Source organism: uncultured Coprobacter sp., from assembly GCF_947855755.1.
Lineage (GTDB): Bacteria > Bacteroidota > Bacteroidia > Bacteroidales > Coprobacteraceae > Coprobacter.
Window position 1 is genome coordinate 110891 of sequence record NZ_CANUAR010000008.1, and the last position, 12853, is coordinate 123743.

Below are 12853 nucleotides of genomic sequence, written 5' to 3' on the forward strand. Positions count from 1 at the left end.
CCTTTTTTATCAATAGAATATCTTTCTATACAATAATCGACCGATTTATCCGCATTTAGATGTCCCACATGAAGTACAAATCAAACAACCCTCCTGATAAATAAGGGTTTCCTGACCACAATTCGGACACGTTTGTCCGCTGGCTTTTGTTCCGTTCGGCAGATATTTTTTCAAAGCTCTTTCTACCCCGTTTTTCCACGTATTGATAGACTGACTGTCCAATTCAAGAGTAGAAACGAGCTTCAAAACCTGATCAATAGGCATACCGTAACGCAAGACTCCCGAAATCAATTTGGCATAATTCCAATATTCAGGGTTAAACTTATCGGATAAACCTTCAATTGTCGTTTTATATCCTCTCTTATTTCGATATTGGAAATCATAACGTTTATTGCCTTCTTCATCGATAGCTTTAATTATCTTTCCTTTCGTAATATTTTTCGGAAGCAAGATTCCCTCTTCATCATCCGCCAGACCTGTAAAAATTTCATAAGGATTACCATCTTTCAAGCCAATAAAAGCAATCCATTTATCTTTATTATTCTGGAAACGGACTACATCGGCATCTAACTCTATAGGACGTTTAGGATCAAGATGTACCGGAGCTTTTTTCTCCTCCTTTTTCGTTGCGAGAAGCACTCCTGCCCGAGAACCGTCTCTATAAACGGTACAACCTTTACAGCCGCTCTTCCAAGCTTCGACATACAACTGTCCCACCAATTCCTCTGTTACATCCGACGGCAGATTGATCGTTACACTGATCGAATGATCTACCCATTTTTGAACACGGCCTTGCATTCTTACTTTCTGCAACCAATCGACATCATTCGATGTAGCCTTATAATAAGGTGATTTGGAGACTAATTCGTCTATTTCTTCCTGTGTATAGTTCGATCGCACTTCATAACCATTGGTCTGCATCCATGTTATAAACTTATGATGGAACACAACATACTCTTCATACGCATCTCCTGATTCATCGACAAAATCGATACGAACTTCAGGGTCATTCGGATTTACTTTCCGACGCCTACGATACACAGGCATAAACACCGGTTCAATACCGGAGGTCGTCTGTGTCATAAGGCTCGTTGTTCCTGTCGGAGCAATCGTCAAACAAGCAATATTTCTACGTCCGTACTTCACCATATCAGAGTAAAGCTCAGGATCGGCATCCTTTAAACGCAGAATAAACGGATTCTTCTCTTCTCTCTTCGCATCGAATATTTCAAAAGCCCCTCTTTCTTTCGCCATCTGCACAGAAGAGCGATATGCCGCCAAAGCTAATGTCTTATGGACTTGTTCCGAAAATTCCGTCGCTTTTTCTGTCCCATACTGCAATCCGAGTGCAGCTAACATATCTCCTTCGGCTGTTGTTCCGACTCCGGTACGACGTCCCTTCAAAGTCTTTGACCGTATCTTTTCCCAAAGATGCAATTCTGTCTGCTTCACTTCATCCGACTCAGGATCAGACTTAACCTTATCCAATATTTTATCGATTTTTTCCATTTCAAGATCGATAATATCATCCATAATACGCTGAGCCAGCATAATATGTTGTTTGAACAGATCAAAATCGAAATATGCTTTATCTGTAAACGGATTTACAACGTATGAATATAAATTGACGGCTAATAAACGGCAACTGTCATAAGGACATAAAGGTATCTCTCCGCAAGGATTGGTAGAAACGGTTTTGAATCCCAGATCAGCATAGCAATCGGGTACAGATTCCCGAGTAATAGTATCCCAAAAAAGGACTCCCGGTTCTGCCGACTTCCACGCATTATGTACAATCTTTTTCCAAATAGCCTGAGCATCGACTTCTTTTGCAACTTTGGGATTTTCTCCTTCAATCGGATATTGCTGAACAAAAGGCTCTCCGGCAATAGCAGCTTTCATAAAATCATCGCTGATCTTTACAGAGACATTTGCCCCTGTTACCTTACCTTCTGTCATCTTTGCATCGATAAAAGCCTCCGAATCAGGATGTTTAATAGAAACACTCAACATCAAAGCTCCACGACGTCCATCTTGAGCAACTTCACGGGTAGAGTTGGAATAACGTTCCATAAACGGAACTAAACCGGTAGAGGTCAAAGCTGAATTTTTTACAGGCGAACCTTTAGGACGAATATGAGACAGATCGTGTCCTACTCCACCCCGCCTCTTCATCAACTGTACTTGTTCCTCATCTATTTTTATAATACCGCCGTATGAATCAGCTGTGCCGTCCATACCGATAACAAAACAATTAGACAAAGATCCTATTTGAAAGTTATTTCCGATACCACTCATCGGACTTCCTTGAGGAACAATATAACGAAAATCTTTAAAAAGATCCATCAACTGCTCCTCTGTAAGCGGATTAGGATATTTTTTTTCGATTCTCGCAATTTCACTTGCCAAACGAAAATGCATTTCATCCGGATTCTTCTCATAAATATTTCCATAAGAATCTTTAAGGGCATATTTGTTCACCCATACTCGGGCTGCAAGCTCATCACCCTTAAAATACTTTAATGAAGCTTCGAATGCTTCATCATAAGTGTAGTTTTTAGGTTCCACTGTTCTTTAGTTTAAGTAGGTTTTGTGTTTTTAGAATAAATTTTCAGTATTGATTTTTGTAGAAAAATTTGAGATTACAAGTTTATAGAAAACATTTTGTTTACACAAATAAAAAACTAATTATTTATCAACAATATCAAAGTTTTCCATTTTAACATAATAACAAACTAATAATCAGATTATTAAAAATTAAAGAATCAACAAAAGTTTTCCAAAATAGAAATTGAATTTCCAAAAGATAAAAAACACTATATAAATACAAGCTTATCCGACAAATTATCCTATTTTTATTTTATTAATACGAATATTTCTACCAACTCCAGACAAATTCTTACAAAAAAAAGGAATAAGTAATAAAAATATTTGTGCAAAATGTCAAGCTACTAACAAGAAAAGAATATTCTCCTGATTTTATTTTGTATTTTTGTAAAAAAAGACTGCTTATGTTATTTGAAGAATTAAAACAAAGACGTACTATCCGTAAATATTCACAGGAAGATATTCCCGAAAAGTTATTGAACGAACTTATAGAGACGGCATGTCGGGTCTCAACAACGGGTAATATGCAATTATATAGCGTAATTATTACTCGAGATAAAGAGATGAAAGAAAAATTAGCCCCGGCTCACTTTAATCAACCGACTGTCACGTCTGCTCCCGTAGTTCTTACGTTTTGTGCTGATTTTAACCGTTTCATCAAATGGTGTGATTGGCGAGATGCTCAACAAGGTTACGACAACTTCCAATCATTTTTTACAGCAGCAATCGATGCCCTCATCTTTGCCCAACAATTTTGTACAGTCGCAGAACTTGCTGGATTAGGAATATGTTATCTCGGAACGACAACATACAATGCACCGCAAATTATAGAAACGTTACAGTTGCCCAAGCATGTAATTCCGGTAACAACAATTACAGTCGGTTATCCATCCGAAATCCCAGAACAGGTAGATCGTCTTCCTTTAGAAGCAATTATACATCAAGAAAAATATAAAGACTATACTCGTGAAGATATAGATCGTTTATACCGAGATAAAGAAAATCTTGCCGCAAATTTGAAATTCATCAAAGAAAATAACAAAAAAACTTTAGCTCAAGTATTTACTGACGTACGTTATAAAAAGGAAGATAATGAATATTTTTCAGAGGTGTTTTTAAAAGTAATCAAGGAACAAGGTTTCAAATTTTAAATATGTATCTGCAAGTATAAAAAGCCTGTTCGGATTTTCCAATAAAAAAATATTACCAGGTTATTTTTTACTTTTTTCCGTACTATAACGCTGTTGGCAGTACCGATACAGTTCCTCTCTAAAAAGGGGAACTGATTTTTTGTGTCTTTCAAATTCTATCCGAATAAAATTTAGATAAGCTTTTAGAGTACTCCCCCTCAAATGTTACTTCACATGGACATTATGTCTGATAAAAATCGTTGGAGTAACGAAAGTATAACTCGCTATTTCTATAAAGAATCTGTCATATTAAGAGAAAAAACTAAACTTTTTCCTTTCTAAAAACAAATCAAAAGATAGATAAAGAAGTCAATCAAGTTTCTAATTTCGTTTTTCCCTTTAAAATTAACCGACGAATAAAATCTTGTCGCTTACACACCGTCTTATTCTTACAACGATATTTGCAATATATACAAGAACCCCATGTATTTATTCCTCTTTTCCTTGCCAACTTCAAAAGCTCTTCTTTACTGTATTGCTCCCGATCCTGAAGAGATAAGAAAGAATCATACTTTCCGAATAGAAAATGGGTAAACCAACACGCAAATATATAATGGACTTTAGAGAAAATATTCCATGCCCCTACTTTATTATAAAAAAATTTATCCCAATTTATAATCTGTTGTATCGACGGCGTGTTAGTAGAAGTCCAGGTGTCTTGCCCCTTATGTCTGCGAATATAAAATAATGAAGGGTCATCAAAAAGTACCGTATTCCCGTAACCGGACATTTTTACCAAGAAAGGCCAATCATTGAATTTATTGAACTTCTCATACTCTATAGCAGTTCTCTTAAAATCGACAGTCCGATATAATGCTGTCGCATACGCAATACGTTCTAAAAAATACATATGCGTAGCAAAGTCTTTTTGTTTTTCAAAATAATAATAATCAGGAACTATCGATTCCGGCATTCCGGGAAAATTATCATCAAAAAATTCTGTGTAACGTGTCGTAATAAGCGATATATCATCTTTTTCATTCAAAACCTTCAAAGCCAGTTCTAAATATAAAGGATGCAAAATATCATCATCATGGAATAACATCACATATTTTCCGGATGCAATTTCTTGTGCTTTTTTGAAATTTCCAAGAAACCCCTTTGTCCTGATATATCTTACTCCATAAGAAGAAAAATGTTCTACTACCGACAATGTATTATCTGTACTCTCATTATCAAGCACAGTAATTTTACTAACTCCTGCCGATTGACTTAAAAGACTTTCTATAGACCGCTTCAGATAACCCGCTCTATTGTGAGTCATTATATAAATGTCTATATCATCGATCGTATATTTCATTACTGTATGAATCAAAACCGGATAGTTTTAGCTTTTGTTTCATCCGGGACAGGAGTATGCAAAATTTATTTTTTTAGAGATTCTTCTATTTCAAGAATATTAGCTCTTAAAGCTTTATCAATTTCTAATTGTTCACTGATTGTCTTACATGCGTGCAAAACAGTGGCATGATCCTTTTTCCCCAATATATCTCCGATACGGGACAATGAGTAATCGGTATATTTTTTTGACAGATACATAGATATTTGGCGTGCCTGAACAATTTCTCTTTTACGAGTCTTTGCCTGAAGAAGTTTAGGATCCATATCATAAAATCCACAAACTTTTTCTTGAATGAGTTCTATTGTAACCTGCTTCTTCTCTACATGAACGCTGGTCGAAAGAACTCGCTCCGCCAAATCGATCGTTATTTCACGATTAAATATCGTAGAACGAGCCATCAACGAAACAATAATCCCTTCCAGATCGCGAACATTATCGGCCACATTACGAGCAATATAGTCAACGACCTCTTCTGAAATAGGTAAACCGTCTTGATGTATTTTGTTTAAAAGAATATTTCTACGCAACTCATAATCAGGCCTTTCTACTTCTGCTGTAAGACCCCACTTAAAACGAGTCAATAAACGAGGCACCATACCTTCCAAAGAAACGGGAGGACGATCCGAAGTAAGTACCAGCTGCTTATTATTCTGATGCAAATGATTGAAAATATGGAAGAAAGTATTTTGCGTGCCGGTTTTTCCAGCTAAATCCTGAATATCATCAATCAATAAGACATCTATACTTTGATAGAAATTGATAAAATCATTAACCGTATTGCTCCTGACAGCATTTGTATATTGTACCTGAAAAAGATGAGATGACAAATACAAAACACGTGCCGAAGGATCTTTTTCCTTTATGCGGATACCGATAGCTTGTACCAAATGTGTTTTTCCTACTCCCGATTCTCCATACAGGAACAAGGGATTAAATGCTGTTTTACCCGGTTTTTCTGCAATAGACTCGCCCGCAGTACGCGCAAGTTTATTACTTGCTCCCGAATAATAATTTTCAAAATTATAAACCGGATTTAATTGTGAGTCCAGTTCTTCATACACTTGCTGTTTAAACGGATCAGGAACATGAGCCGCAGGAACGGTTACCTGTGGCACTGCATTAACAGATTTATTAGCTCCGGCAACAACGACATCCGTTTTGGGATTCTCTACGACACCAACCTGATATTTCAATTGTACCCCGTTTCCAAAAACGCGATACAACACCCGTTGCAGAAGATCTATATAATGCTCTTCCAGATATTCGTAAAAGAAGTAAGAAGGGACACCAAGTGTCAAGACATTATTGTCAAAGCTTAAAGCTCTGACCGGAGTAAACCACATAACATAAGCGCTCTCCGAAAGATTGTCTTTAATAATGTCCAAACAGCGGTCCCACAAAGTGACATGATTTGAACTCATTTTTATCAATCAAATTTTTCTATCAAAATCAAAAACAGGATTACAAAATTTGAAATTCTTTTCGAGAAAAACAAATGACTTTTTCTTTGTTTTTTTGAAAAGAATATAATATACTGTTTTGCAGTCAGTTATCGACACCTTATTTCTCCCCTATTAAAGACTGCAATTTCAATATATTATCAAACTGTAAATCAATATATTAAGAAGAAATGTAAACTCAAAATAAACGACAAAGAAAAATAATATTCCGATAGAATTCCTTTGCTGCTAAATACTTTCAAGTTCTTATTTCAAAATTATTACAAAAATCCATTATTTATATTGATTCTAAATAATAGAATTTATTTTTTTCTTCCGAATAATGAAAAATGGACATACCTTTTAGGATTCAATCTTAAATCTATCAACAGAGAATCTGCACTTCCTACCGTATTCAACAAACCATCATATAATTGTTTGTCATTAAGAAGCAATCCTAATGTATTATCTTTATCATTCAATTTACTTGTAATGCTCTGTAAACCTAATAATGTAGAATCGACCGAAACTACCGTTTTCTTCAAATCCAATTCATTCAGCTGGGTAGAAAACTCATTTACATTTTTTGTTATATCAGTAACATTTGCCAAAATAGGAGGTATATCCTTATCCATAATACGAGAAAGCCTCTTAGAAGAAGCTTCTAAATCGGCAGTAAGACGATTCAAATGATCTATAGATTCGGATAAAGCCGGATTGGTCACAATTGCCTGTATTCCAGTAAGTATAGTATCTATTTTAGGAAGCATAACCGTTAATTGGGGAAGCACATTGTTTTGAATATTTCCCAACATATCGGGAGCATTTTCTCCAATCAACACATCTCCTGCCGAATGATTAGTACTTACATATTTATTTAACCGTAAATCGATTGTTGCAGTGCCTAAAAAATCAACCATTAATACAGCCTTACTTCCCGAAGGAACTTTCAATTGATTATCCAAACTTACTTCAACGGTTACAGTCCCGGGGTTATCATAATTATAATTAATTTCCCGCACTAAACCTACTTTAAAACCATCGATCACGACAGGCGTCGAAACAGTCAATCCTGTTACATTCTTATACTCTATGTAATAATAGTTGGTAGGCTTCATCAAATTAATGCCTTTCAAATACTCTATACCTACCACCAAAATCGCTGCACTTATCAGCACGGCAAGTGCAATTTTGACTTCTTTTGTAAAAAGCTTTTTCATATTTTAATTTCCTTAGAATAAACACTGCATCTCGACATAACAATCGAATATATTCATCGTTTCTGCCCTCGATTTGCAGTTTATTTTAATATCTTTCTGTTCCCATTTTATTTTATTTTTACACCATCCTTAAATGAGATAATAAAAGCGTCTTTAAATAATTTCCGAACTCTTGGTAATTCTTGTAACAATTTTTTCCGATCGGTTGTTTCCCCATAAGTGTATTTATACAATCCGTTTTCCCGATAATATGACACAGGAGAAAGACCTTTAAAGCAAGAATTCTTTTCTCCGTATTTTTTGGGTGAAACCATTATTTGTATTTTATATACAACTCCACTACCGGAAGATACCGTATTTTTTCCCAAATTTGTTTCTGTCGAGCCAACTGTCCGATTCTCATCCCGACGCGATGAATCTACCGTTTTTTTTACACTACTATTCTTACTCACAATAGCACCCTGTTTTCGGTCATAATCCGACTTATAGTCACAAAAAGCATTATAAATAGATTTTGCCATCTGCGACTGCCCTTTTTCTGAAGCAAGATATGCCTCTTCATTTCTATTGGATATATACCCTACCTCAATAAGGACACTCGGCATACCCGTGTTGCGCAGCACAAGAAATCCTGCCTGACGTACTCCCCGATCAATTCTCCTCGCCGAATGCTTAAATTGTCTCTGTATAGAAGAAGCAAGATTAATACTTTGTTCAAGATGCTTGTCTTGCAAAAATTCAAACATAATATAAGATTCGGTAGAGTTCGGATCAAATCCTTCATATCGTTTAGAAAAATCGTCCTCCAAAAGAATTACCGAATTCTCCCGTTTAGCGACTCTCAAGTTTTCTTCCGTTCTTGCCAAACCTAAAGTATAGGTCTCTGTCCCGTAAGCAGAACTATTTGCGGCAGAATTTGTATGTATAGAAATAAAAAGGTCGGCCTTAACACGATTAGCTATATTAGCTCGTTGCTGCAATTCGACAAAAATATCACGATCGCGAGTATATACAACCTTAACATCCGAATGATTTTCCCGAATAAGTGCACCTAATTTTAAAGCAATGCCCAAATTTATATTTTTTTCTCGGATTATTCTTCCTATTGCACCCGGATCTTTTCCTCCGTGTCCGGCATCAATCACAACAACGAATTTCTTTCCCGAAGCCTGAGTGTACGCAGAAAAAGGGAACAGAAAAAGAGTAATAAAAATATATAAATAAAACCGACATTTAGATTTCATCATCGTAATTTGCTGAATAAAACCGACAATCAACAAAAAATGCAGACTGTCAGTATATATTACTTAACTTGCAGTTACAAAGATATGAATAAAAGGGTATAAAAGAGGTTAAAGGTTTATGATTTTTTACCTCAAGCATTAATTTACAGTATAAAAGATCTCTATATCTGAATAAAAACTCTATTTTTGCTTTCTAAAAAAGAGAGAAATAAAATGATAAAAAAAGGAATATCAGAATTTCTTATTATTTGTATTATCGGATGCATATGGGGATGCAAAAACGGGAAAAACGGCTCTATTTCTGGAACAAAATCCATTGTGTTGGAACGTTTCGACCAAGATCTGCAGAAATTCATATCAGGAAACATAACCGACTCTGCTCAATTTATAAAAGAATATTCTGATTTTTTTCCGATTTATTGCTATGGAATATTGAATTTGACACAGAATAATTCACAGGATTCCTTATATAGTAAAACTGGTTTAAACAATTTCTTTTCTAACTCTGCAATAAAAAAGTTATATAAAGACACCGAGTCTGAATTTAAAACGACTGACGATATAGAATCCGGATTATCGGATGCTTTTTCCCGATATTCTCTCCTATTTCCTCAGGCCTATCTTCCCAGAGTATTGACACACGTGTCCGGATTGAATCAATCGATTATTACTACCGATTCTATAATATCCATCTCTTTAGATCATTATCTCGGAGCATCCTATGCGGGTTATCAAAATATATATTACCCTTATCAGCTTCTAACAAAAGAACGAAGCCGCATTCCCGTCGATGTTATGCAAGTGCTATTATATACTCAGTACCCGCAAGAAAATGAAAATAAAACTCTCCTTGACGAGATGATCTATGAAGGTATCATATTATATACGTTACAGCAGCTATTTCCTCAAAAAGATATGGGAGAAATTCTTAGTTATTCAGATAGCGACATTGCATGGTGCAAAAAAAACGAACCTGCAATATGGGATAAAATAATACGTCAAAAACACCTTTTTTCAACAGACCTGTTATTAAAAAACAAATATCTCGGACCTGCCCCATTTACATCACCGATCTCACCCAATTCTCCGGGAAGAATAGGTCATTGGATAGGTTGGCGCATAGTATCTGAATATATGAAAAGATGCAACTGCTCTTTTCACGAATTATTGGAATATCCGATCGACGGGGAACAAATACTAAAAATATCGAAATATAAAGGTAAAGGATAATAAAAACAATATGAATACAACCAACTCTCAAAAACAGCTCTACGGATTATTAGGATATCCGTTAATACACTCTTTCTCAAAAACATTTTTCAATGAAAAATTTATTGCAGAAAACATATCTGCCGAATATGTTAATTTTGAAATAGACAAAATAGAACTTATTAAAAAAGTTATTGTCGAAAATCCGGAATTAATGGGATTGAACGTAACTCTTCCCTATAAAGAAGCCGTTATTCCATATATGAATGAAATGGATGAAACCGCTCGTATGATCGGAGCTGTAAATGTCATCAAATTTATACGTGAAAAAGGGAAACTCAAACTCAAAGGTTTCAACTCAGACATTATAGGTTTTACCGATTCTATAAGACCTTTATTGAAACCAGAACATAAGAAAGGATTAATATTAGGGACCGGAGGAGCTTCGAAAGCGGTATGGTATGGATTATTATCTTTAGGAATTACTCCCCAGTTGGTCTCCCGTACAGCTAAAGAAAACGTCCTTACATACGAAAATCTCACTCCCGAAATTATGTCCGAATATACAGTCATCGTCAATACTACCCCATTGGGAATGTATCCTCATACAGCAACCTGCCCTCCTATTCCCTATGAACAATTAACAAACAAGCATCTGGTTTATGATTTGATTTACAATCCCGACCAAACCTTGTTTATGGAAAAAGCATCTAAACAAGGTGCTGTTACCAAAAACGGGCTCGAAATGTTACTGCTGCAGGCTTTTGCATCATGGGACATTTGGCATCGGTAAACAAAAATTAAATATTCTGCAACTATTCGTCCGGTCGATTGTTATATTAGCAAAACTTATTAAGAATCGACCGAGCGAATGATAACGTTATTATCTCCTACACGAACAATGAATATGTCTCCGGTTCTCGGAACATATCCTCCAGCAACAACTCCACAATTCTTGTCAGAGGCTGAACGTATAATATCCGGCGTAAAAGAACTTTCTGCAAAAGAATTGGAAAAACAAATGAACTTAAGTCAAGAAATAGCAGAAAACGATTTTCATTATTTCCAACAATTCAATTCACCTACAACAATACAGAAACAAGCTGTACTGGCATATAGCGGTGCTATTTATCAAAAACTCGACGCATCAACATTTATAGAAAAAGATTTTTTATATGCACAACAACATTTGCGTATTATATCGACTTTATACGGAATCCTCCGCCCTCTCGACGCAATCAAAGCATACCGGTTAATGTTCTCATTAAAAGTTCCCAACTTAGGTACAGAAAACCTATACCAATTTTGGAAACCTATAATAACAAAAGCATTAATCAACGACATTCTGGCAGATGGCGGTATCCTGATAAATTTAGCATCAGAAGAAATATTCAAATCTATAGATATTTCAAAAGTCCCAAATCGCTTAAAAATCATTCAAATCAAATTTAAGGAACATAAAAATAACTCCTACAAAAGCATACAAATATATTCGAAACAATCTCGAGGAAACATAGCCCGGTACATAGTAAAAAATCAAATTAACCGCCCCGAAGAGATCCAACAATTCAATCAAGACGGTTATCAATTCAACAAACGACTATCGACTCCTGATAAATATATTTTTACCCGTTAAATAACAATTATATTATGAATAAAAAAAACGTATGGAAAATTATCGGTGTATTTATCGCTATCGTTCTTATGCTTTACTGGCTATTTGCCGGAACAAAAATAGAAGAAGAGAGTGACGGAACATACACGCCGGAAGCAATAGAACAAGCTGTGCCTTAAATAGCATACTCTCACTACGTAATAAAACGATGTTTTAAAGCAAAAAAAAGTGAAAATTTAAAACATTTCTGAACCGATACTTGTTATTGGTTTAGATTTTATATATCTTTAAATACAGTTTTCACTAAAACCCAACATGTTATGAAAGCGCTCATTATTGCACAGAATGCCGGACGGATATGGTGCTTGCTCGAAGGTACTTATACCATTACGGTCAATCGTATGAAACGGACATTGGGGCTTGATGATGCTGCTTTTTTTGCGGCAATCGGATGGCTGGCACGGGAAAAAAAGATTTATTGTAGTGAAGACAACGGCGAGTGGTACATCAGTAATAAACAACCTTTAGGATTCTTTAGTTTTGGATAAAGCTATTTACCACGTAACATTCTATTAGACTATCAGAGGAGTATTATCGAATAATATTCCTCTGTATTTTTATGATCTCAAAAACTAATTTTATCAGAAAATATGCTATAAAACATAATTATTGTCTATATTTGCCTCCGAAATATGACCCATCTGGAGGGATAACCAGATACAGAAAATGTTTCAGAAAGAAGAAACAGACTGATTTAAAATGACTTCTTCTTAAATTTTAAGGATTTATTAATATAACTAATTAATTTGATATTTATCCCAATTATTAAGAAGCCTGAGTTAAGGTTGAATTACACTACAATACTACGTAACAGGAAAATTAAAAATTCCGGTCAATCTCAAAAACGTAGATTTTAATCCTTATCCAGACATAACATAATCAATAGGAGAACAATGATAAAGAAAATATTAGTAGCCAATCGCGGCG

The 12853-nt window shown here is 35.2% G+C and carries 11 protein-coding genes; 6 read left to right on the top strand and 5 right to left on the bottom strand.

Going from position 1 to position 12853, the window contains the following annotated elements; translation table 11 throughout:
* Window positions 1-45 precede the first annotated feature (45 nt).
* The gene (locus tag Q0093_RS06595; RefSeq protein ID WP_294178484.1) at window positions 46-2568 is read right to left on the bottom strand and encodes an adenosylcobalamin-dependent ribonucleoside-diphosphate reductase; all 2523 of its coding nucleotides are present in this window, start codon (window positions 2566-2568) and stop codon (window positions 46-48) included.
* Between the two features lie 443 nt (window positions 2569-3011).
* On the opposite strand from Q0093_RS06595, the gene Q0093_RS06600 reads away from it, so the two are divergent.
* Window positions 3012-3758, top strand: a complete 747-nt coding sequence (locus Q0093_RS06600) for a nitroreductase family protein (protein WP_297929135.1) — start codon at window positions 3012-3014, stop codon at window positions 3756-3758.
* Between the two features lie 352 nt (window positions 3759-4110).
* Here Q0093_RS06600 and Q0093_RS06605 read toward each other — a convergent pair whose 3' ends face one another.
* From Q0093_RS06605 to Q0093_RS06620, 4 genes are all read right to left on the bottom strand, one after another.
* Window positions 4111-5112 (bottom strand): glycosyltransferase family 2 protein, encoded by a 1002-nt coding sequence (locus Q0093_RS06605; RefSeq protein ID WP_297929136.1) that lies wholly within the window; start codon window positions 5110-5112, stop codon window positions 4111-4113.
* Window positions 5113-5162: 50 nt separating this feature from the next.
* Window positions 5163-6560: a chromosomal replication initiator protein DnaA gene (gene dnaA, locus Q0093_RS06610; protein WP_297929137.1), complete on the bottom strand. Its 1398-nt coding sequence runs from the start codon at window positions 6558-6560 to the stop codon at window positions 5163-5165.
* 341 nt (window positions 6561-6901) lie between these two features.
* Window positions 6902-7798, bottom strand: coding sequence for an MlaD family protein (locus Q0093_RS06615; RefSeq protein ID WP_294178476.1), 897 nt, complete (start codon window positions 7796-7798; stop codon window positions 6902-6904).
* 107 nt (window positions 7799-7905) lie between these two features.
* Window positions 7906-9045 (bottom strand): N-acetylmuramoyl-L-alanine amidase, encoded by a 1140-nt coding sequence (locus Q0093_RS06620; protein WP_297929139.1) that lies wholly within the window; start codon window positions 9043-9045, stop codon window positions 7906-7908.
* A gap of 210 nt (window positions 9046-9255) precedes the next feature.
* On the opposite strand from Q0093_RS06620, the gene Q0093_RS06625 reads away from it, so the two are divergent.
* The 5 genes from Q0093_RS06625 to Q0093_RS06645 all read left to right on the top strand — a co-directional run bounded on the left by Q0093_RS06625 (window position 9256) and on the right by Q0093_RS06645 (window position 12414).
* Entirely contained in the window at window positions 9256-10272 is a 1017-nt protein-coding gene (locus Q0093_RS06625; RefSeq protein WP_297929141.1) for a DUF2268 domain-containing putative Zn-dependent protease, read from the top strand.
* Window positions 10273-10282: 10 nt separating this feature from the next.
* The gene (locus Q0093_RS06630; protein WP_294178457.1) at window positions 10283-11044 is read left to right on the top strand and encodes a shikimate dehydrogenase; all 762 of its coding nucleotides are present in this window, start codon (window positions 10283-10285) and stop codon (window positions 11042-11044) included.
* Between the two features lie 78 nt (window positions 11045-11122).
* Complete coding sequence (locus Q0093_RS06635; RefSeq protein WP_297929143.1) at window positions 11123-11887, top strand: YaaA family protein; 765 nt, start codon at window positions 11123-11125, stop codon at window positions 11885-11887.
* 14 nt (window positions 11888-11901) lie between these two features.
* On the top strand, window positions 11902-12045 hold the full coding sequence (locus tag Q0093_RS06640; protein WP_294178453.1) for a hypothetical protein: 144 nt from the start codon (window positions 11902-11904) through the stop codon (window positions 12043-12045).
* Between the two features lie 141 nt (window positions 12046-12186).
* The gene (locus Q0093_RS06645) at window positions 12187-12414 is read left to right on the top strand and encodes a winged helix-turn-helix domain-containing protein (protein WP_294178451.1); all 228 of its coding nucleotides are present in this window, start codon (window positions 12187-12189) and stop codon (window positions 12412-12414) included.
* Window positions 12415-12853 lie beyond the last annotated feature (439 nt).

Coding starts and splice junctions, on each gene's coding strand:
- Q0093_RS06600 (WP_297929135.1), top strand. CDS start 3,012: ATGTTATTTGAAGAATTAAAACAAAGACGTACTATCCGTAAATATTCA.
- Q0093_RS06645 (WP_294178451.1), top strand. CDS start 12,187: ATGAAAGCGCTCATTATTGCACAGAATGCCGGACGGATATGGTGCTTG.
- Q0093_RS06620 (WP_297929139.1), bottom strand. CDS start 9,045: ATGATGAAATCTAAATGTCGGTTTTATTTATATATTTTTATTACTCTT.
- dnaA (WP_297929137.1), bottom strand. CDS start 6,560: ATGAGTTCAAATCATGTCACTTTGTGGGACCGCTGTTTGGACATTATT.
- Q0093_RS06640 (WP_294178453.1), top strand. CDS start 11,902: ATGAATAAAAAAAACGTATGGAAAATTATCGGTGTATTTATCGCTATC.
- Q0093_RS06635 (WP_297929143.1), top strand. CDS start 11,123: ATGATAACGTTATTATCTCCTACACGAACAATGAATATGTCTCCGGTT.
- Q0093_RS06615 (WP_294178476.1), bottom strand. CDS start 7,798: ATGAAAAAGCTTTTTACAAAAGAAGTCAAAATTGCACTTGCCGTGCTG.
- Q0093_RS06630 (WP_294178457.1), top strand. CDS start 10,283: ATGAATACAACCAACTCTCAAAAACAGCTCTACGGATTATTAGGATAT.
- Q0093_RS06625 (WP_297929141.1), top strand. CDS start 9,256: ATGATAAAAAAAGGAATATCAGAATTTCTTATTATTTGTATTATCGGA.